This window comes from Indolivaga capnocytophagoides DSM 22835, from assembly GCF_000426485.1.
In the GTDB taxonomy this organism is placed as follows: domain Bacteria; phylum Bacteroidota; class Bacteroidia; order Bacteroidales; family Dysgonomonadaceae; genus Dysgonomonas_A; species Dysgonomonas_A capnocytophagoides.
On sequence record NZ_KE384529.1, the window covers coordinates 867,687 to 888,677 of the forward strand.

Here is a 20,991-nt window from a genome sequence, read left to right on the forward strand (position 1 = left end):
ATAGAGATTTATAATATATTCTTGACCCCGAGAATATTGAGTTTACTATTGTGCTAGGCAGGTTTCCTGACTTACTCTGCTTTCGAACGCCTTCCCATTCATCAAAGAACAGTGGCAAAAGATTTGTTCCTAAGCTTGCTAGAGTTCACAGTAGCGGGCACTGTTTCGGATTCTGACCGAATTCCCTTTTCAATGTATTGGACGAATATCCTGATACATCACCTTAGCGGATGCAAAGGTACTTCTAATAAATGTCAAAAAATACTCCTTTTAAATAAAATAGATATCGCAAGATAAAGCATAAATAAAATCTATATCATAATTCTTACTTAAAAGAAAACAATGAAAACAAATTCGTAACAGATTCTTTAAACTATCTTCTTTTTGGTGTAAAACCTACGTAACAAAAATAAAGGTGCTTTGTGTAGTTGAAATTTAGAAATTATATGCATCAAATGAATTACATTTTTTTACTGAAACAAAGACATATTTTAAGATACGCTTTGTCTATTCTATTCTTATTAATCTTATCTATTTATTCGCTATTTTCTCAAACCGCCATAAAAGGAACAGTCATTGACGCCAAAAGTAATGAAACGCTTCCCGGAGTGGCTATCTCCATAAAAAATGCAGCATCCGGAACTTCATCTGATGCCGATGGAAACTATGAAATGCGACTTGCCCCTGGTAAATATACTATAACTGCAACTTATCTTTCATATACGACTCTCGAAATCACAGACGTAATAGTAAAAAAGGGAGAGATCACAGAACTAAACATTCCGATGCACGAATCAGCTCAGGCACTGAATGAAGTCGTTGTAGTAGGACTCGGACGAATTAATTCGGAAGTTGCATTACTCAACTCAATGAAAAGCTCGACAAGTGTAGTTAGTGGTATTTCGGCTCAACAAATTGCAAAGAGCCAAGACCGTGATGCATCAGAAGTAATAAAACGTATTCCCGGTATATCTATACTCGACGACAAATTTGTTGTTGCCAGAGGATTGTCTCAACGATATAACAATGTATGGGTAAACAACAGTGCAATACCCAGTTCGGAAGCTGATACAAGAGCATTTTCGTTCGATATCATCCCAAGTTCTCAGATAGAAAATATAATGATTGTAAAATCGCCTCAACCGGAATTACCTGCTGATTTTTCAGGTGGATTCGTAAAAGTCGAAACAAAAGGTATTCCCAACGAAAATGCAATACAATTAAGCTATGGTGTGGGAGTAAATACACAAACTCAGTTTCACGATTTTAAGTATAATAAAGGCAGCGGAACCGATTTCTTAGGATTCGATAGTGGTATGAGATCTCTTTCGGGATCAGTAAAAGGCTTACTCGATAATAATGATGCAACAGCCGTAACCGATGCTACACGGAATGGCTTTAATAACGACTGGACTGTAAAAAACAAGAAACCTTTACCCGATCAACGGTTTAGCTTCCTTATCAACCGTAAATATCAAACAAGCGATAATGGCTTATGGGGATTAATTGCTGCACTTAATTACAGTAATACCAACAAAACATATACCGATATGGAAAACTCTCGATTCGGGGTATATAATTCAGACAAAGACGAATCGGTTTACCTATACAAATATACAGATAACCAATACACATCGGAAGCTCGTGTAGGAGCATTGGCTAATTTGATATATAGACCAAACGATAAGCACAAGTTCGAATTCCGTAATATATTTAACCAATTAGGACGTAACCGCTATACAGAAAGAGACGGATATCAGTATATCAGCGCACTGTATGTACAACGCAAAGCCGAGTATATATACAATAGCAGAATGACTTATTCGGGACAATTTGCCGGTTCACACATTCTATCGGCAAAAGATAATCTGGACTGGACTCTAGGATTCTCTTATGCTAATAAAAAACAGCCGGACAGACGCATGATCAACTGGGACGAAAACGGATTTGTGGGTGATGCACACGAAGGTGAGATGATGATAGACCAGAATCAAATAAGCCGCGACTACAGCAAACTCGATGAATACACCTATTCTTTAGGCACAAACTATTCACATGTTTTTGATTTCGACAATGGAATTAAACCAGTATTCAAAGCAGGAACTTATGCCGAATACCGTGATCGCAAATATAAAAACAGGGCTTTTTACTATCGTTGGTATCAAAATAATATGCCCGAAGATTTTCCTTACAGAGATGTAGTTTCGGAAATTCTTATCCCTGAAAATTATGATGCTTCGAAACTATATATCTACGAAGATACAGATAACCGCAACAGCTACTCAGGAAAAAATACTTTAGCTGCCGGATATGTAGCGGTAAATCTGCCTATCAACAAATGGAATATCTATGCAGGCGTACGTTTGGAGCATAACAAAATGGAGCTCGAAAGCTACACTACAATTAAAGAAAATGCAACCAAAACAAAGGATTATACCTATACAGATATCTTTCCTTCGATGAATGTTACATACAACATCAATAAAGAAAACCTTGTTCGTTTGGCTTACGGACGTTCGACCAACCGTCAGGAATTCAGAGAAGTATCATCATCTGTTTACTATGATTTCGACATGTTCAGCGATGTAAAAGGAAATGCCGACTTAACTCCCGCATACATTAACAACTTCGATGTCAGATATGAATTTTATCCTTCATCTTCAGAAATTATTTCATTAGCAGTCTTCTATAAGAATTTCAAAGATCCTATTGAATGGACTTATCTTGATGCAGGAGGTAGTTACACATATACTTTCATCAATGCAAAATCGGCTAATAACTACGGTATTGAATTAGATATCAAAAAGAGCCTCGATTTTATCGGACTGAAAGACTTCTCTTTCACCTTCAATGGAGCTATTATAGACAGTAAAGTAAAATTTGAAGAAGGTGCCATAAACGATCACGATCGCCCGATGCAGGGACAATCTCCTTACCTGATCAATACAGGAGTATTTTACCAAAATGACAAATGGGGATTAACATCGAGCCTTCTGTATAACATCATCGGAAAGAGAATCGTAGGTATCGGTAAAGTAGATACAAGCGAAGGATCGACCATCAACAACGACATCCCCGATATGTACGAAATGCCGCGTAATACAATCGATTTTTCTTTCACTAAAAAAATCGGAAAACAATTTGAAGTTAATGCTGGCATAAAAGATATTCTGGCTCAAAAAGTTCAGTTCAAGCAGTTTCCTAAGTTCGAAGACAGCGAAGGGAATATACACGAACGCGAACAGGTTACTAAAGAATTTAAACCGGGACGTAATATTTCGTTAACGGCAAGATTCAATTTCTAAGGAATAATAATAACTAATAGTACACTACTATAACAAAGAAGGTCTGAGACCTTAAACCTTTTGAAAATAAATTGATTAATTATGAAGACATTTAGATTATTAGCAAAAACGCTATTCGTTGCAAGTATGGTTATCCTAACGGCTTGTAGCGATAATGACAACAATGATGACAATAATGGAGGCGGAGGTAGTTCAACCGAACAGATTCTGTTTGGAGACGGAACTCAAATAGGTAATGGAGAACAGGAATTCAAAATAAAAGAAAGCCATACCATAAAGAAAGGAACTTATGTTCTGAAAGGCTGGGTGTATGTTGAAGAAGGTGCAACACTTACAATCGAACCCGGAACTATAATAAAAGGCGACAAGGATACTAAAGCTGCTTTAATTATTAAACGAGGAGGTAAGATCAGTGCACAAGGTACAGCATCTTCACCTATCATCTTCACTTCTAACCAAGCCAAAGGAAGCCGTAAACCTGGAGATTGGGGTGGTGTTATTATCTTAGGAAAAGCGAAAAATAACTCAAGTGTAATGACTGTAGAAGGTGGCCCTGATGCAGAACATGGTGGTAGCGACGATACCGACAACTCGGGAGTATTGAGCTATGCCCGTATCGAGTTTGCCGGCTATCCATTCAAAGAAGACCAAGAAATTAATGGTCTTACATTAGGATCGGTAGGATCTGGAACAAAATTAGATCATATTCAGGTATCATACAGTAATGACGATTCATTCGAATGGTTCGGAGGCTCTGTTAATGCGAAATATTTGATCGCTTATCATGGTTGGGACGATGATTTCGATACAGACAACGGATTCAGTGGTAAATTACAATACTTACTAGCTGTACGTCATCCAAAAATCGCTGATACATCTCTATCAAACGGATTCGAATCAGATAACAATAAAGATGGAACAACAAGCGAACCTATCACATCGGCAGTATTCAGTAACGTTACATTTATTGGACCAATCGGACAAGATGCTTCATTTGCCAATACAACTCAATATATAACAGGAGGAACTCTAAACCCTAACAACGGATCTAAACTCGGAACTTTCCAGGCAGCTATGCAAATCCGTCGTAATTCTCGTCTAAACTGTTTCAATTCAGTAGCAGTAGGTTTCCCTGTAGGTTTGATTCTTGACAACGAAAAAGGAGCGACCCAAACAGCTGCCACCAATGGCAATCTGAAACTGCAAAACCTATTCTTCGCAGGTATGACTATCTTAGGTAGCGATATCAATAAAAAATATCTTGACCAACTTTCTACAGATGGTAAAACAATTGCTGACGAAACAAAAGAATCGTTCTCTAGTTCGTTCTTCAAGCTGGCAGCAAATAATAACAAATCATATGCTAATATTTCTGATTTGAAACTAAAACAACCTAATAGTTTGGTAGCTAGTCCTAGCTATGCTCCTTCTACAGGAAGTCCGTTATTAAATGGCGCAGTATTTACTGACGCATTACTTCAATCAGGTTTCGATAAAGTTACTTATGCCGGAGCTTTTGCCAGCGATGCTACATCTGACGACTGGACAGCAGGATGGGCTAACTTCGATCCTCAGAATACTACATATTAAGCTCAATAATTGAATATTACCTAATCACTAGGGTAAAACTAAACAGCTGCAAGAATAAACTTGCAGCTGTTTCTCTATATCCAATTTTATACTCCTTATATAAATAAGTGCCATATCTGCGTAACCAAGAAACAAACAATAAATCCTAAAATCACAGGCAATATAGTAGCCACAACAGTCCATTTAGCACTATTGGTTTCTTTATAAATAGTGTAAATAGTAGTACTGCAAGGATTATGCAGCAGACTGAACAACATCAGATTAACACCTGTAAGTAAACTCCAGCCTCCTGCATGAAGAATATCTGCAATCTCCGATTCTGTACCATCAAACAAAACTCCTGCCCCACTCCCCATAGTTACAGACTTCAGGCTAAGCACTGTCAGCATCAGAATAGTAGGAATAACAATCTCATTAGCAGGTATAGCCACAATATAAGCCAAGAGAATAACACCATTCAACCCCAGAAACAAGCCAAAAGGATCGAATGCATCTATAGCCCATACAGCAATACTTTGCCCCGAGATATCGATATTGCTTATCAGCCAGATTACAGCCCCCGCAGGTGCAGCAAACATAACGGCACGACCAAGAATTATCAATGTACGATCGATAATAGATGTATAAATAGTTTGCCACAATCGAGGTGGACGATAAGGTGGCAATTCTAAAACAAAGAAAGACGACTTACCTTTCAATAATGTTTTTGAAAGAAACCAAGATGTAAGAAAAGTAAAAGCAATACCCAAAACAGCAATGCCGATTACCGAGCCTGTAGCCACTAAATGCGATAATCCCGATGGCACAACCGCCCCGATAAAAATAGTAGCTATGAGTATTTGAGTAGGCCACCGACCATTACACAGCGAAAAGTTATTCGTAATAATGGCTATTAATCGTTCACGAGGACTGTCTATAATCCGTGTAGCCACTACTCCTGCGGCATTACATCCAAATCCCATACTCATAGTCAAGGCTTGTTTACCGTGTGCCCCTGCTTTTCGGAAAATATTATCGAGATTGAAAGCAATACGTGGTAAATAGCCAAAATCTTCGAGCAAAGTAAATAGAGGGAAGAAAATAGCCATGGGAGGTAACATCACAGCTACAACCCATGCCGTAGCCAGATAAACCCCATCGAATAATATTCCGCTAAGCCACCCCGGAAAATGGAGTAATATACCTAAATCTTTCAACAAGGGATAGACTTTATCAATCAATAGTATCGATAACAATTGCGAAGGATAATTTGCCCCCACAATAGTAATCCAAAGTACAATACCCAACATTAGCAGCATAATAGGAAATCCCCATACACGGCTGGTTACAATATTATCGATAGCCCTGTCGATCCGAAAAGCCTGCTTTTTATCCTTTGTCTTCACCGAGCTCTCGACAATACGGGCAGCATCTACATAAATACCTTCAGTAAGATCATCATGCAGACTTCCCCCAACCTTCAATCTCAAGTCATCAGCTTCAGACAACAAACTTTGTAACAATTGTTCTTTATCATTCATATCAAACAAGCCTCCCTTCCTGCAGTGCTTTCTTTATACTTTCGTCTCCCTCCAGTAGCCGCATGGCTATCCATCGACTGTTTGGTAAATCGGGGTAAAGTTGGACTAATTTATCACTCAATCTCTGAATAGCATCCGCAGTTTCGTCAGACATGTTTTTTATTCGGTGAGGTTTGGTTATAATCTTACCTGCTGCCAAATCATATATGGTTTGTAACAGATCATTTATACCTTTATTTGCCCGTGCCGTTGTTGGAACAACGGGAATCCCCAAGTCCCTCGACAAAGTACGGTCATCAACATCAATTCCATGCCGATGAGCCTCATCCATCAGATTAAGACACAGCACAGCCTTATCTGTAATTTCCAGAATCTGCAATGCCAGATTAAGATTTCTTTCTAACCGCCCCGCATCAGCAACAATGATTGTCACATCAGGTTTTCCGAAAAGGATAAAATCACGAGCAATCTCCTCATCTTCCGAAGTCGAAAGCAAGGAATATGTTCCGGGAAGATCGACCAATTTAAATGTCTTATCCAGAAATGAAAAGCTCCCCATGGCCGTAGCAACTGTTTTGCCCGGCCAATTGCCGGTATGCTGTCTCAAGCCGGTTAAAGTATTAAATACGGTACTTTTACCGGTATTAGGATTTCCCGCCAAGGCTACCACATAGTCGTAAGCCATCGCCTGATCACCTAATTTTTTCAGATTTGCACCTGTATTATAACTGCAAGTATCACATATTTCATTCATTTTTCAGTACCTCTCTTTCTACAAAAACCTTATCGGCCTGCTCTTTCCGCAAAGCGATCAACGTATCTCTCAGACTATATGCGATAGGATTTCCCAAAGGACTTATGTTTTGCACAGTTATAATTGTGCCACGAACAAACCCCAAATCGAGTAAGCGTCGCCTGGCTTCTCCTCTGCATTGATCCGATAGCCCCGTAATGCTGGCTGTTTCGCCATATTTCAGTTCTGACAATTTCATTTCCGTTATTTATCAATCAGTTATCCTCAAAAGGTTATTCTAAAATTGCACTTTTTCATCAATAACCTTTTTTCTCGTAACTTGTTACTTATAACTATTTTACTTATAGATAAAATCATTCTTACCACAAATTATACCTTACCCCCAAGAATAATTTTGTTCCTTGCAGAGGAGCATAATTATAACTGGTATCAAAAGTATATCCATATGGGTTATTAATAGGATCATCAACATTCTTATCGAATGGATCTTCAGCACGTATTAAAGAATACTTTGGTCTAAAGTTAAAAATATTCTTCACACCTCCATATACTTCGAATCCTGATCCTTTAAAAGCCTTTCTTACTTGTATATTAGCCAAAGTAAACCAGGGAGAATACTCCGGACGGTAATCATTCGGTTCGATAGGCAGGCGCATCGGCCCTGTCCAGGTTCCTGTAAAGTTGACAGAAAAGTCCTTTGGTAAATCATAATCCACAGTATATGTACCACCCCATTTGGGTGCATGCAACTGCTGAATACGTTCCATCGCTCCGTTTTCATCCTTTTCTTTCGAAAATACATCCTCGTAAGTCACACCCAAAGATATCTTCAAGGGAATATTGAATACAAAATCCATATTCAACGAAGCACCCTGAGAAATTGCATGCCCATCAAGATTCGAATAAATAATTTTTTTAGGATCAGTATCAAAATCACCTATTATTTTATTTGTAAAATACGAATAAAAGCCTGTCATATCAAACCCCACATAAAAATTATCAGTATTCACTTTCAATACATAATTGAGGTTGGCATTATACGACCTTTCGGGTTTCAGATTTTCCTTGATTACAACCTCTCTGGCTCCCGTAAGAGCAGCATGATCTTCGGTAAATAAATTAACGACTCTGAATCCTGTACCGAAACTTGCCCTTAATGTATTCTTACTATTCGGAGAAAAACGATATGCAAAACGAGGAGAGTGTACACTTCCGTGATTTTTGTCATAATCGTACCGATAGCCTCCCAACAAGGTATTCTTACTGTTTATATGCCATTCGTCCTGTATGAAAACACCCGGAAGTGGTATTTTGTTGGGTTTATTTTTAGTTCCGTCAGCCGACAAGGTTGCAGGAGTGTTATCGTCGTAATAATTGTAGCGAAACGAAGCCCCTACCAGTAAATTATTTTTCTCACCCAATGGTTTATCCCAATATGCCTGCACAAAATAAACTTGCTGTTTTGCCATATAAGGAGTATTGCCGTACCACGAATTCTGTTCGTGCCAATTATACGAATACTGAGTATATATATTTTCGGTAGTAGGTAATTGATATGCGCCAAACAGTTCTACCCTATTAGTATAAACGCTTTCAGCATAGATAGAATCACTGCCTCTCCAACTTTTATCCCAGTTCATCTGTCCACCCCAACGATCTTCGTATACATAACGAGCACCGATATTAGCTATCTTATTATCATCGCGTTTGAAATTCCATTTATTAAAGATCGAGATTCGGTTCTGCAAAGTCACGTCCGTAAAATTATCGTGATTCTTGTCTTTCTTGTCATTATAATTAAAATAGTTTACACCCAATAAGGTAGATACCTTATCACCCATATTTAGTTTAAGAGAACCATCTACATTATATTCGTTCCAAGATGTGCCGAAAGCATCGAAACTAACCAGAGGCGCATTCTCTGGATTTTTAGTTATAACATTTATTATCCCTCCCATAGCTTCGGATCCGTATAACGACGATGCAGGACCTTTTACTACCTCTATCCGCTCGATAAGACTATTAGGTATACCATTCAAACCATATACAGTAGATAAGGCACTTACAATGGGCATACCATCTATCAATATCATAGTATAAGGACCTTCCATGCCGTTTATATGAATATCGCCCGTATTACATACATTACAATTGATTTGGGGTCTTACTCCATTCACCATCCCGATTGACTCGAATAAGGAGGGTGCCGGATTTTTATGAAAAAGAACAGGAGTAACCACCTCAACCGGAATCGGACTATTCAATCGGCTTACAGGGCGCATAGTACCTGTTACCACAACCTCAGACAGAGAACTGTCATCTGACAAAAGCTCGATATTGAGCATTTGTGAGGATGTATTTTTTACAGCAACATTCCCTTTATAGGTTTTATAACCTAAACTGCTAACCTGTAACTGATATGTACCGGAAGGAATCTTTCGTATTTCGAAATATCCTGTTGAATCGGTGGTTGTCCCGACATTTAATTTCGGAATATTTACTGAAGCAAAATCAAGAGGCTCGCCGTTATTTCTGACAAAGCCCTTTACTACATTCTGAGAGAATCCTTCCTGTACAATCAAACTAATACCTAAAACTATAAACAATATATATTTCATAATTCAAACTTAAGGTCTAAGACCTTTTTATTACTTTGGTAAGAGTAACGACCAAAGACCGTTATAAACTGAAAGCATTTATTAGAATCACAAAAATACAAAGTTAGATCAATCTAACAAATTTATTTGAATAATATTTACTCTGACAGATTTCATTTTTTGGTATATTTGCAAAATGATATCGTCAACAGAGGAGAACTATTTAAAGACATTGCTTCATTTAGAAGATAAAACAGGTGAAGCAACTGCAAATGAATTGAGTAAATTGCTCAATATAAAGATGTCGACTGTAAATAGTATGATAAAAAAGTTTGCAGAAAAAGGTCTGGTTCACTACGAAAGCTACAAGCCTATAACCCTAACGGAAGAAGGACGCAGACAAGCTGCATTAATTTTAAGAAAGCATAGACTTGTAGAAATGTTTTTGTTCGAAAAAATGGAATTCGGATGGGAACATGTACATGAGATAGCCGAACAGATAGAACATATTAAATCGCCTATATTTTTCGATAAAATAGACGAACTACTGAACCATCCTGTTGCCGATCCACATGGATCGCCCATACCCGACAAAAATGGCAATATAGCACTTACAAATTACCTGAAACTAAGCGATTGCAAGGTCAATGATAAAGCTGTATTTTCGGCTGTAATAGATTCCAATGCGGAGTTTCTTCAATTCTTAACTAAACGGCATTTGATGTTAAACATCGAAATAACAATTGATGCTATAGAAACATTCGACGGCAGCATGACGGTCAGCTACAATGGCAATAAAAATGAGGTGCTAAGTAAGTTTGTTTGTGACAGACTTCTTGTTATAAAGCAGTAATAAATAAAAAAGTGCCCAAATCGAAAGGCACTTTGATTTTTTGAGAATTGAGATTTTATTTCTCTATCAATTCTTTATATGCTTTACTATCGAGTAACTTATCCAGTTGGCTCTTATCAGATAATTTCACTTTAATAATCCAGCTATCGAACGGATTACGATTCAATTTATCAGGGGTATCCGATAATGAATTATTTACTTCTACCACTTTTCCCGAAACAGGAGATAATAAATCGCTAGTTGCTTTAGAGCTTTCTACAGCACCGTATTCATTGCCTAACGAAACATCTTCGTCTACTTCGGGCAGATCGATATATACGATATTACCCAACTCATGCTGCCCTACTTCGGTAAGTCCGATAAAAGCAAATTCGCCTTCAATTTTCACCCACTCGTGTGACTTTGTATACAAGAGTCCTTCTACTACTTTTGCCATATTTTTTTGTATATTTTGTTTTAAGTTTTATTCTTCCTGAAAGAGGATATCTATAAAACGAGACTTATCCAAATTAAAGATATAGTCTTCCATTTTCACATCCTTCAACAGAGATTCAATCGTTTCACGATCATAATCTACATTATGCAGCATTTTGAATAGCACATTTATATCGCCGACCAAAAAATAGTCACCTACAATATTTATGTCTTTTATTACATTATTCTTCAGTTCCAATCGTACCTGAATATCTCCTGCATCACCATAACTGTACTTTACCACGGTATAGCGAGGATTGTTACCGTAGATAAACTCTTCGCTGAGATATTCTTTTTCTATCTCTTCAATTTTTGCTACCTCTTCGTAAGTAAGAGTACGCTCGCTATCGCAAAGATGTGTACGTACAAAACGTTTGAACTCCTCTATATCTATATCTAAATATTCGGAAAGATTAGTCACTCGCTTCCGAACCGACTCCACACCTTTACTGATCAGTTTTTTATCATTGGGGGTAATAGACAACACCAATTTTTCCAAATCGGTATTGAACAGCATGGTTCCATGTACAATACTTTTTTCGGATGTTCGGTAAAATGCATTACCCGAAACTTTTTTCTCATCAACCGTAATATCGTTTCTACCCGAAGCAATAGCATTAACTCCCAGTTTTTGCAGAGTTAAAGCCACCCGTTGCAGATAACTGAGAAAAGTAAAACTCACATTTCGGTCCTTAGTTATGTATGAAAACATGATGTTACTAAAGTCGGCATAGACACATCCCCCACCCGATTTCCGGCGATATGTTTCTATTCCGTTGGCACGAACATAATCGAGATTCACCTCGTTTTCCATCAACTGATTGCGACCAAAGATCACAGTTGGGTTCACTTGCCACATATAGAAACATTCGTCCTCATCTATATTATGGGCAATATATTCTTCCATTGCCAGATAAAAAGAAAGCCTTCTGACTTTATCATCAGGCAGAGCTATATATATCATAATGTATTTTGATTTTTTATGTCACAGACCTATTTAATCTCCCCTAGAGAACAAACTTTCGGGGGCAATTGTTTGTGCATTATACAACTTTTATCAAACAAGCTGTGCTACTGTTTCAACATACTCGCTGCGCAACAACTCTATCTCTTTTTGATATCCGTCGAGCTCGTTGGGTGTCTCCAGATTAAACGGTAAATGACGTAGTTTCGGGTGATTAATGACCTTACGGAATGTTTCTAAGCCCAAACTTCCCTCTCCTATTTTTTGATGACGGTCTTTGTGGCTGTTCATCGGATTCATGCTGTCGTTGAGGTGAATTGCTTTTAACCTATCCAGCCCTACGACCTTGTCAAAATGATCGATCACACCATCCAGATCATTCACAATATCATAACCTGCATCGTATACATGGCAGGTATCTAAGCAAACACCCATCTTATCCTGAAGTTTAACACCATCGATAATCTGACGTAATTCTTCGAATGTACGACCAACTTCGCTGCCTTTGCCTGCCATAGTTTCGAGTAAAACTATCGTAGTCTGATCGGGCTTGATTACCTCATTCAATGCATCTATAATCTGACCGATAGCCACATCGATCTCTTGTGTAGTGTAACTGCCTGGATGAAAATTATACAAATGACAAGGCAAAATTTCCATACGAGCCAAATCGTCAGCCATCATTTCTTTGGCAAACTGACGAGTTTCGGGTTTTGCCGAACACAAATTCATCGTATACGGAGCATGCGCCAACAATGGAGCAAAATTATTAGCCTTCACTAATACAGCCAAAGCATCGGCATCCTTCGGGTCTATCTCTTTGGCACTTCCACCACGAGGATTACGTGTAAAAAACTGAAATGTATTGGCTCCTATCTTAAGAGCATCTTTACCCATCGCTTCATATCCTTTCGACAACGACAAGTGACATCCTATATTAAGCATAAGTTATTTGTTTGTTTTTCTTTCTTCGATTATAAAGGTAAGGTTATTTCTGCGAGACTGCATCATCAATAAGTCTCTATATAATATAATTTTTGTTTATGTTCTTTTACGTCAAGGAACCGGATCAAATCCGTGACCTCCCCACGGGTGACATCTGCCGATGCGCTTTATAGCGAGCCACGTTCCTTTAAACGGTCCGTATTTTTTCACAGCTTGTATCGCATATTCCGAACATGTAGGACTATACCTGCATGTAGGAGGCTTCAAAGGAGAGATAGAATACCGGTAAAAGTAAACCAACCCCAATACAATAGCTGATAATATTTTACGAATTACCTTCATCCGGATCCTTCTTCGTCAATTTATCGGTTAATACATTTATCGTTTTCAGCATCGACTTTTCTATTTCCGCGAAAGACGGAAGTTCGTCTTTCAGGTAAAGGAACGCAACATCTAAAGATATTCCGGCTGTCGCAGAAACATCCGCAAAGCGATGTTTATGCAAACGAAAAACTTCCCTCACCATCCGTTTCACACTATTACGTTTATTAGCTCGTTTGAATCGTTTTTTCGATACACTCACCAGCATCGCAGCAAGAGGCTTTCCCTCCTCCGGTTCACGCCGAGAGAATACAATCCTCAACGGATAAGCGATGAAAGATTCACTTCCTGCAAAAAGTACATCAATACGTTTTTGCGCATATATCCGTTCGTCTTTCGTCAATGTATATATAGGTTTTCCGGAGTTCATCATCAAATACTTGCTGTAACTTATTAATATAACAAAGATACTCTTTTCTGTTTTAAGGTTATAGGGCTTTCCGATATTTTCCGAAAAGATAAATAATAAAAGGTGACAAAGGTTACACTGAAAATACACTTTTCTCATTGTTACCTTATTGGCATATTTTCAAATTGTCTCATCAGATACCAACCATTCAAAGAACGCTTTTACGATAGATAAAAAAGACAAAAGGGGCTGGCTCCCTAGATAAAATTTACATTACAGTCTGCTCGTATCATCCCGTACTCCATTAAATTCAGTCTATAACACAAATCTGCTTAAAATTGACCGATATGTAGACGTACGAATAAAAAAAATAATATAAATTTGCAGTTCGCTTTAACATAATGCTAATGTCCCACGATGGAAATTCTATAAGATGGGTAATCGACAAATTCGATGAACTAGATATACATAAATTGTATAAAATACTTCATCTAAGATCCGATGTGTTCGTTTTAGAACAAGTATGCCCATATCTCGATCCTGATTTTAAAGATCAGAAGGCTTTACACCTGCAAGGATATATTAAAGACAGATTAATTGCCTACTGCCGTTTGTTCGCTAAGGGCGACTATTTCGAAAACGCCAGCATAGGACGTGTAGTCGTTCCTGCCGACTGCCGAAGATATGGATACGGGCACATATTGATGGATAAAGCTATAGAATTACAGAAAACCGTACTAGGAGAAACCCTTCTAACTATATCAGCTCAACAATATCTGAAAACATTTTACGAAAACCATGGTTTTGTACAGATAAGCGAACCATATCTTGAAGACGATATTCCGCATATAAGAATGGAAAGATAAAAAATAATCATACTAATAAAGTACTGCAATGAAACAAAAAATTTTAGTTACGGGAGGAGCCGGATATATAGGTTCACATACAGTGGTTGAACTTCAAAATGCCGGATACGATGTGGTAGTAGTAGATAACTTGTCTAATTCGACAGCCGACAGCATTGATGGTATAGAGCGTATAACAGGTATCCGCCCTGCCTTCGAAGAAGTAGACTGCAATGACTCGGACGCAATGAAAAATGTATTCACTAAATATGCACCGATCAACGGAATTATCCATTTTGCAGCAAGCAAGGCTGTCGGAGAATCGGTACAGAAACCGCTGTTATATTACAAAAACAATCTGGTTTCGCTTATCAATTTACTTGAATTGATGCCCGAATTTAATGTAAAAGGCATTGTATTCTCATCATCATGTACTGTATACGGAGAGCCAGATGTTAATCCTATTGACGAAACCGCACCGATCAAACCTGCTGCTTCTCCTTATGGAAACACGAAACAGATTAATGAAGAAATCATTCAGGACTTCATCAGATCAGGAGCAAATATCAAAAGCATTATCCTTCGCTATTTCAATCCGGTAGGAGCTCATCCTTCTGCAGAAATAGGTGAATTGCCTAATGGAGTTCCTCAAAATCTGGTTCCTTTTATCACACAGACTGCAATGGGTATCCGTAAAGAATTAAGTGTATTCGGCGACGATTACGAAACTCCTGACGGATCATGCGTACGTGACTTTATCAATGTGGTGGATCTGGCTAAAGCTCACGTGGTAGCGATGGACAGAATGCTACAGGATAAATCGAACGACAAAGTAGAGATATTTAACTTAGGAACCGGAACAGGTTTATCTGTTTTGGAACTGATTAATGTCTTCGAAAAAGTTACCGGCGTAAAACTGAACTATAAAATTGTCGGACGCCGCGAAGGAGACATCGTTAAGATATGGGCTGATCCGGAGAAAGCCAATAAAGTATTAGGCTGGACTGCTCAGACTCCTATATCCGACACTATGGCTTCTGCCTGGAAATGGCAGGAAAAACTTCGTGAAAGAGGTATAATGTAAGGTCACTAACTATAATAAAAAAGGGAGTCTTTCGTCGACGAAAGACTCCCTTTTTTATTATAGTATTAATCGATTCAATGAATAAATACACTCGATCCGGCAATGACCATCCATCGCCCGGAAAACTTTTTCCATGTACGAAGAAAACGGACTTCACCCTCAATAGGCTGTTGAAAAAAAGCCCCTTTCATGAATACTTTTGCCGAAACTACAACCACATCATCAAAAACACGAATCTCACGGCTAAGACAATCGAGGTTATCCAAAACCATATTTCCGGAACGATAAGTCGATAAATCCATATCCTTGGTTATAATCTCTCCCGTTGGGGCATTAAAGATAAGACTATCTGAAATCAGATTATCCAAGACATCCACATCGGCATTTTTCATTGCATGAATCAATAATTCTTCGCTATCGACAATTTCTTTCTCTACGGTCATATCATCCCTTTACTTTTATAGATCTAACCAGCCTTGTAGAGTCGAGCTCCATCACAAGATTGGATGTATGAGTTTCGTCTTTCTTCTTTCTTATATTGTAAGAAGTTTCCGATTTGACAGCCAACTCTATAAAAAAACTGCCTTTGTTATCTTTTTTTGCATAAATAGACTCTTCAACAGGCGTATAAGTCACTTTTTTGATCTTATTATCTTTTCTCTCTTTTGTAATCTGGGCTACAACATCGGTAGAAGTCATTTGCTGTGTATAATAAAATACGGAAGAAGCAAATTCTTTCAAAAGGTCTTTTTGATTGTTCTGAGACAGTTTCTTGTAAAAATCATTGATACTGAGTTTCACATTAGCCAAAGCAGCACCCTCTACTACAGAAATAGAAGACAGATAAGCATAATGTTCTTTTGCTTCTTCGACATGCTGTCCCGAAACATTTTCCAGTTTAACATTCTCCAGATAAGCTTTATAAGCATCAGCAGTATTATCCTTTACCGTAGATAGCCATGACAACGAATCCATTATATTCCTTATCTGAGACATATATGGAGTCTTTGGATTTTCGCTTATATAAGTATAAAAAGCATTGATATCAGACGATTTTTTTAATTTCTCCCAATTATCAGCTTCTGCTTTCCGAATATCCCGAATACGTTTATTAGCCTCCTCTGCAAACTTTCCATGCTGATATGTGACCAGATATTTAGAGTAAGCCACGGGAGTATTTTCTTCCACACAACTATTCCAGAACTTCAATTCTTGTTCTTCAAATTGCTTTTGCTGATACATCTTTATCCCAACAAAAACACCGGCCGCCACCAAAACAAGACATAGAATTATAAGATAAATTACTCTCTTCGACAGACCTTTCTTTTTCTTTGGTTCTATAAGAGGCCTTTCTTCATCCTTTTCGAATTCAGTATCGTCTTCCTCCTCAACATCTTCTTCCTCGGGTTTATAATCTTTGGTTATATCATACAACGGCGCCGGAGTAGCTTCGAGAAAATCAGTTGCATACTGATGTTCCATATGGTCATGGCAATCTTCACAAAAATCCTCATTACCATTTATCGGCTTGCCACAAAGGGGGCAATATCTGACTTCACTCATCTCTTTTTATTTTTTACCTAACAATCTATAACAGTCTCGTTGTTTCTTTTGAGGTCTCAGACCTATCTATTAACTTTACAAACATAACAGCATCAGCCAGTTATTTTTTTTTAATATATCACTAATATTTTCTGTTACTCATTAACATCACGAAAGGCTTATAGCCTTAGTCTTCATAAAGAAGATATTTTTTTCTCTTATTCTTATATAACATCAAATCACCGGCCCAAGTTTTACGGATGGCAGACTCAGACATCCCCGATACAATTTGCCGTTGCAACTGATCCGATCCGGCCAGCATATTCATAAATTTAGGAGATTTGAAGAATTTAGTTCCCTGCCCCGATTTTTTATAAAACTGTATCAGGTACTTCAGGGTCAATCCCTGATCAAATTTCTCGTTCCGCAGGTCAATACCATAACAAATCTTGTCTTTTTGCAAAGGATTTTTATCAAATCCCTCAAGAGCAACAGGAGTGAAGGTGAACAAGCCGAAACGAGAATCGGGATAACCGATTACCTGAAAAGGATAATATGTTCCACGCCCTACACTTACATTTGTAGCCTCAAAAAAACACAACGATGCGTATAAACTTATTGATTGATCATTTGGAAGATTCGGTGAGGGTTTTATAGGTAACGAATATTTATCACGGTGCTTCCAGCCCTCTGCCTTTATTACTGTCAGATCACATTTTTTCGAACCCGAAAGCCATCCTTCTCCGTTAATCATCCCGGCTAATTCCCCGATAGTCAATCCATGTAATACCGGAATAGGGTGCATTCCTACAAACGATTTATAAGCAGGTTTCAACACCGGGCCGTCAATATAATCATGGGGATTAGGCCTATCCAGAACAATCAAGAGCTTATTATTCTCAGCGCATGCTTCCATTACATAGTGCATTGTGCTGATGTATGTATAAAAACGAGCTCCGACATCTTGTATATCAAAAATTACCACATCCACATCCTGTAACATTTCAGAAGTCGGTTTTTTAGTTCGACCATACAGAGAGGCAACAGGCAGACCTGTCTTCGGATCTTTTCCGTTGACAATTAGCTCGCCCGCATCTGCATTTCCTCTGAATCCATGCTCAGGCGCAAAAATTTTAGTTACATTTACACTTTCGGATATCAATGCGTCCAATAAATGTGTACCGTTCGACAGGCAGCTGGTATGATTTACCACCAGAGCTACACGTTTATTATTTATCAGAGGTAAAAGTTTATCGAAGCGGTCGGCTCCGACCTTAATATTGCTCACTGCCTGAATTTGGAAAGCGAGTAATAAAAAAACAAGCGACAAAAGAAAACCTTTTTTCATAGAATCCGTTATTTACCTTGTAAAGATAAATGTTATTATATTATAATACATTATGATTTAGCTTAAGATCATAGAATAAAGACAAAAATGAACCCGATAGATATAATTAACAAATACTACGAACAGAATTCGAATCTTTATAACATCCTTATTAATCACAGCTCGGATGTTACCAAAAAGGCTTTGGATATAGCCCGCAACCATCCCGAATTAAATATTAACATCCAGTTTGTAAGAGAAGCCGGAATGCTGCACGATATTGGTATATTCAAAACGAATGCGCCTTCTATTGATTGCCATGGCGAATACCCCTATATGGCACACGGATATTTGGGTAGTGAATTATTGCAAAAGGAGGGTTTCCCGAAACATGCTCTTGTTTGTGAACGTCATACAGGAGCAGGTCTTCAATTACAGGAGATTATAGATCAAAATCTACCGGTACCTCATCGGGATATGATGCCTATAAGCATCGAAGAGCAGGTTATTTGTTTTGCAGACTGCTTCTTCTCTAAAACACATCTGGGACAGGAAAAATCTGTTGAAAAAATACGATATAAGCTTGCCCGATTCGGTGAACGCTCAGTAAACCAATTCGACCAATGGTGCAATCTTTTCTTATAAAATAAATTACGAAGGAAGCGCCTGTCTTTATTAAAGACAGGCGCTTCCTTTTATATATGCTCTGAATCAGACTCAAAGAGAGTATATATTTTTCAGATGTATCAGTTTCTTATTCAACACTTTTTTATCATTCGAAGAACCTAATACTTTTAAATTAAGAGCAGGAGAAGAACGTAATACAGCCGAATGGGCTTGGACTCCGGTCATATCGGCAATAGCTGCACTGAATAAAGCTTCATCGGTATCTCCCAATTCTTTCCAACCGACATTTTTCACTGTCAGGTAGTCAAATTCATCAACAACTATATCCGGAGTGAAACCATTAGAATAATCCGACTCTTTATTTTTATTATATATTTTAAAACTGATAGGCCATAAGACATATGTATTGCGGTCGTCATCATCTTCATAAATAGCAAAAGACCCGACATTTTTACCTACGGTGGTTTCTCCTACGACTTTCAGCGTCTTAGAAGCATCCGAATAATAAGGCTTCAAGGCATTTATAATCAATTCGCTTGCCGATGCAGTCTGTTCTGTACCGATTATATATAAGCTATTCAACTGACTCCCCAAATTAGCAACCGTTGCTAACTGTTTATTAGAACTGCTATAAATCTTATCTACAAAATAATCATACATATAACTGATTTTCGTAGCATTTGTATCCGATAATTTATCTAATTCTGCTTGTTTCACAGAATTATAGTTCATTATATCCATTATATTGGATGTGTTCAGGGTCGGAACTAAAGCACTGGCCAATGCTTGAGCAGAGGATAAGTATCCACCACCATTGTAACGGAGATCCAAGACGACATCGGTAACCCCTTTCGATTTGAAATCAGACAGTATATTTAGCAATTGAACATCGTACTCCCTATTTATCAAATCTTTCGGAGTAAATGAATTATAAGCCAGATATCCTATTGTATGACCATTCTTAACATAAATACTATCAGTAAATATCGGATTTTCTTCGTAATTAAGAGTTGCGGTTATGGTAAGATTAAACTCTTTATAATCAGCATAATTATTAATATAGAAAGTGTAGCTGTCACTCCCCGATAAGATCGTAGAGTAATTAGTCTTCGTCACTGTCTGGTTATTAACCTTAAAAATGATATCGCCACGTTTCAAGCCTTTTTCCGCTGCATTAGTTTTCGGATACACATATGTTACTATAAATGCAACATCAGTATAAGTATTATCAGTATAAGTTGCGATATACTCAAATCCAATAGAAGCAGTTGTGGTAGAAGACTCTAAAGACGCAGTTTTCAACAGATCATCGTGAGAAGATTCTATTCTTGAAAAATAAGAACCTGCATTTTTAGGCCATTCATTAGAATACAACAAACTATTAAAAAACGTTTCGGGATTGGACTCAAAATTCAGAGATGTTTTCTGGGGCATCTGGTCACGCCACAAATACCATTCGTCCATCTTCTCATAAGTCCAGTTATTTACATAAGCATTATCCGATTGTTCACCGGGATTATCGACGTTGGCATCGTCATTATTATCATCGTCGCTGCAAGCAAAAAACAAAGGAGCGAACGCAGCTAAAAATAAAAAAAGGAAAAATTTAGTTCTCATTAGCAGAAAAGTTGTTAAGAAATAAATGAAGCTATTTCATACAAATTTCTACAAAGAAAACCAAATACCCAAGAACTATACACTTTATTCGATAAAAAATAAAAATTCATCGACCATTTGTTCTCTCTGCCCGTCAAAAACATAGGATACTTTCAAGTGCAGATAGCAATAACTCTATCTCACATAAACATAGTCTATTAAACATATTTCAGCATAT

General features: G+C 37.8%; 17 protein-coding genes, 1 pseudogene and 1 riboswitch. Of the genes and pseudogenes, 6 read left to right on the plus strand and 12 right to left on the minus strand.

Features of this window, described 5'->3' with window-relative positions:
• Nucleotides 1–39: 39 nt before the first annotated feature.
• A riboswitch (cobalamin riboswitch) is annotated at nt 40–241 on the minus strand.
• Between the two features lie 214 nt (nt 242–455).
• Nucleotides 456–3,305: a TonB-dependent receptor gene (locus K322_RS0117025; RefSeq protein WP_307986730.1), complete on the plus strand. Its 2,850-nt coding sequence runs from the start codon at nt 456–458 to the stop codon at nt 3,303–3,305.
• 81 nt (nt 3,306–3,386) lie between these two features.
• Nucleotides 3,387–4,895 carry a hypothetical protein gene (locus tag K322_RS0117030; RefSeq protein ID WP_035332339.1) on the plus strand — a complete coding sequence of 503 codons (1,509 nt, stop codon included), beginning with the start codon at nt 3,387–3,389 and terminating at the stop codon, nt 4,893–4,895.
• Nucleotides 4,896–4,990: 95 nt separating this feature from the next.
• Here the strand turns inward: K322_RS0117030 and feoB are convergent.
• The 3 genes and pseudogenes from feoB to K322_RS0117045 form a co-directional block, all read right to left on the minus strand.
• Nucleotides 4,991–7,169 (minus strand): annotated as a pseudogene (feoB, locus tag K322_RS19905) (ferrous iron transport protein B).
• Nucleotides 7,162–7,407 (minus strand): FeoA family protein, encoded by a 246-nt coding sequence (locus tag K322_RS0117040; RefSeq protein ID WP_026627961.1) that lies wholly within the window; start codon nt 7,405–7,407, stop codon nt 7,162–7,164. Before K322_RS0117040 ends, feoB begins: the two are co-directional and overlap by 8 nt.
• A 121-nt stretch (nt 7,408–7,528) precedes the next feature.
• On the minus strand, nt 7,529–9,787 hold the full coding sequence (locus K322_RS0117045; protein WP_026627962.1) for a TonB-dependent receptor: 2,259 nt from the start codon (nt 9,785–9,787) through the stop codon (nt 7,529–7,531).
• Between the two features lie 175 nt (nt 9,788–9,962).
• On the opposite strand from K322_RS0117045, the gene K322_RS0117050 reads away from it, so the two are divergent.
• Nucleotides 9,963–10,619 (plus strand): metal-dependent transcriptional regulator, encoded by a 657-nt coding sequence (locus K322_RS0117050; RefSeq protein ID WP_026627963.1) that lies wholly within the window; start codon nt 9,963–9,965, stop codon nt 10,617–10,619.
• A gap of 55 nt (nt 10,620–10,674) precedes the next feature.
• On the opposite strand, the gene gcvH is transcribed toward K322_RS0117050, so the two are convergent.
• From gcvH to K322_RS0117075, 5 genes are all read right to left on the minus strand, one after another.
• Nucleotides 10,675–11,055: a glycine cleavage system protein GcvH gene (gcvH, locus tag K322_RS0117055; RefSeq protein WP_026627964.1), complete on the minus strand. Its 381-nt coding sequence runs from the start codon at nt 11,053–11,055 to the stop codon at nt 10,675–10,677.
• A gap of 27 nt (nt 11,056–11,082) precedes the next feature.
• Nucleotides 11,083–12,057, minus strand: coding sequence for a lipoate--protein ligase (locus K322_RS0117060; RefSeq protein ID WP_026627965.1), 975 nt, complete (start codon nt 12,055–12,057; stop codon nt 11,083–11,085).
• 93 nt (nt 12,058–12,150) lie between these two features.
• Nucleotides 12,151–13,002 (minus strand): deoxyribonuclease IV, encoded by an 852-nt coding sequence (locus K322_RS0117065; RefSeq protein ID WP_026627966.1) that lies wholly within the window; start codon nt 13,000–13,002, stop codon nt 12,151–12,153.
• 111 nt (nt 13,003–13,113) lie between these two features.
• Nucleotides 13,114–13,344 carry a membrane protein insertion efficiency factor YidD gene (gene yidD, locus K322_RS0117070; protein ID WP_035332342.1) on the minus strand — a complete coding sequence of 77 codons (231 nt, stop codon included), beginning with the start codon at nt 13,342–13,344 and terminating at the stop codon, nt 13,114–13,116.
• On the minus strand, nt 13,328–13,756 hold the full coding sequence (locus K322_RS0117075) for a ribonuclease P protein component (protein WP_026627968.1): 429 nt from the start codon (nt 13,754–13,756) through the stop codon (nt 13,328–13,330). The genes yidD and K322_RS0117075 overlap by 17 nt, the downstream gene beginning before the upstream one ends.
• A 383-nt stretch (nt 13,757–14,139) precedes the next feature.
• On the opposite strand from K322_RS0117075, the gene K322_RS0117080 reads away from it, so the two are divergent.
• Both K322_RS0117080 and galE read left to right on the plus strand, forming a co-directional pair.
• Entirely contained in the window at nt 14,140–14,598 is a 459-nt protein-coding gene (locus K322_RS0117080) for a GNAT family N-acetyltransferase (RefSeq protein ID WP_084158604.1), read from the plus strand.
• 28 nt (nt 14,599–14,626) lie between these two features.
• Nucleotides 14,627–15,661, plus strand: a complete 1,035-nt coding sequence (gene galE, locus K322_RS0117085; RefSeq protein ID WP_026627970.1) for a UDP-glucose 4-epimerase GalE — start codon at nt 14,627–14,629, stop codon at nt 15,659–15,661.
• A 74-nt stretch (nt 15,662–15,735) separates the two neighbouring features.
• Here the strand turns inward: galE and K322_RS0117090 are convergent, their stop codons facing one another.
• The 3 genes from K322_RS0117090 to K322_RS0117100 form a co-directional block, all read right to left on the minus strand.
• The gene (locus K322_RS0117090; RefSeq protein WP_026627971.1) at nt 15,736–16,104 is read right to left on the minus strand and encodes a nuclear transport factor 2 family protein; all 369 of its coding nucleotides are present in this window, start codon (nt 16,102–16,104) and stop codon (nt 15,736–15,738) included.
• 1 nt (nt 16,105) lies between these two features.
• Nucleotides 16,106–17,224 carry a zinc ribbon domain-containing protein gene (locus K322_RS0117095; protein WP_035332344.1) on the minus strand — a complete coding sequence of 373 codons (1,119 nt, stop codon included), beginning with the start codon at nt 17,222–17,224 and terminating at the stop codon, nt 16,106–16,108.
• A gap of 166 nt (nt 17,225–17,390) precedes the next feature.
• Nucleotides 17,391–18,551: an exo-beta-N-acetylmuramidase NamZ family protein gene (locus K322_RS0117100; RefSeq protein ID WP_026627973.1), complete on the minus strand. Its 1,161-nt coding sequence runs from the start codon at nt 18,549–18,551 to the stop codon at nt 17,391–17,393.
• Between the two features lie 87 nt (nt 18,552–18,638).
• Between K322_RS0117100 and K322_RS0117105 the strand changes: the two genes are divergently transcribed.
• Entirely contained in the window at nt 18,639–19,175 is a 537-nt protein-coding gene (locus tag K322_RS0117105; protein WP_026627974.1) for an HDIG domain-containing metalloprotein, read from the plus strand.
• 72 nt (nt 19,176–19,247) lie between these two features.
• On the opposite strand, the gene K322_RS0117110 is transcribed toward K322_RS0117105, so the two are convergent.
• Nucleotides 19,248–20,774: a S41 family peptidase gene (locus K322_RS0117110; protein ID WP_026627975.1), complete on the minus strand. Its 1,527-nt coding sequence runs from the start codon at nt 20,772–20,774 to the stop codon at nt 19,248–19,250.
• Nucleotides 20,775–20,991 lie beyond the last annotated feature (217 nt).

What these genes read in the sequence shown, in the direction of transcription:
- K322_RS0117025 (WP_307986730.1), top strand. Translation starts at nt 456, where the DNA reads ATGAATTACATTTTTTTACTGAAACAAAGACATATTTTAAGATACGCT.
- K322_RS0117030 (WP_035332339.1), top strand. Translation starts at nt 3,387, where the DNA reads ATGAAGACATTTAGATTATTAGCAAAAACGCTATTCGTTGCAAGTATG.
- K322_RS0117040 (WP_026627961.1), bottom strand. Translation starts at nt 7,407, where the DNA reads ATGAAATTGTCAGAACTGAAATATGGCGAAACAGCCAGCATTACGGGG.
- K322_RS0117045 (WP_026627962.1), bottom strand. Translation starts at nt 9,787, where the DNA reads ATGAAATATATATTGTTTATAGTTTTAGGTATTAGTTTGATTGTACAG.
- K322_RS0117050 (WP_026627963.1), top strand. Translation starts at nt 9,963, where the DNA reads ATGATATCGTCAACAGAGGAGAACTATTTAAAGACATTGCTTCATTTA.
- gcvH (WP_026627964.1), bottom strand. Translation starts at nt 11,055, where the DNA reads ATGGCAAAAGTAGTAGAAGGACTCTTGTATACAAAGTCACACGAGTGG.
- K322_RS0117060 (WP_026627965.1), bottom strand. Translation starts at nt 12,057, where the DNA reads ATGATATATATAGCTCTGCCTGATGATAAAGTCAGAAGGCTTTCTTTT.
- K322_RS0117065 (WP_026627966.1), bottom strand. Translation starts at nt 13,002, where the DNA reads ATGCTTAATATAGGATGTCACTTGTCGTTGTCGAAAGGATATGAAGCG.
- yidD (WP_035332342.1), bottom strand. Translation starts at nt 13,344, where the DNA reads ATGAAGGTAATTCGTAAAATATTATCAGCTATTGTATTGGGGTTGGTT.
- K322_RS0117075 (WP_026627968.1), bottom strand. Translation starts at nt 13,756, where the DNA reads ATGATGAACTCCGGAAAACCTATATATACATTGACGAAAGACGAACGG.
- K322_RS0117080 (WP_084158604.1), top strand. Translation starts at nt 14,140, where the DNA reads ATGTCCCACGATGGAAATTCTATAAGATGGGTAATCGACAAATTCGAT.
- galE (WP_026627970.1), top strand. Translation starts at nt 14,627, where the DNA reads ATGAAACAAAAAATTTTAGTTACGGGAGGAGCCGGATATATAGGTTCA.
- K322_RS0117090 (WP_026627971.1), bottom strand. Translation starts at nt 16,104, where the DNA reads ATGACCGTAGAGAAAGAAATTGTCGATAGCGAAGAATTATTGATTCAT.
- K322_RS0117095 (WP_035332344.1), bottom strand. Translation starts at nt 17,224, where the DNA reads ATGAGTGAAGTCAGATATTGCCCCCTTTGTGGCAAGCCGATAAATGGT.
- K322_RS0117100 (WP_026627973.1), bottom strand. Translation starts at nt 18,551, where the DNA reads ATGAAAAAAGGTTTTCTTTTGTCGCTTGTTTTTTTATTACTCGCTTTC.
- K322_RS0117105 (WP_026627974.1), top strand. Translation starts at nt 18,639, where the DNA reads ATGAACCCGATAGATATAATTAACAAATACTACGAACAGAATTCGAAT.
- K322_RS0117110 (WP_026627975.1), bottom strand. Translation starts at nt 20,774, where the DNA reads ATGAGAACTAAATTTTTCCTTTTTTTATTTTTAGCTGCGTTCGCTCCT.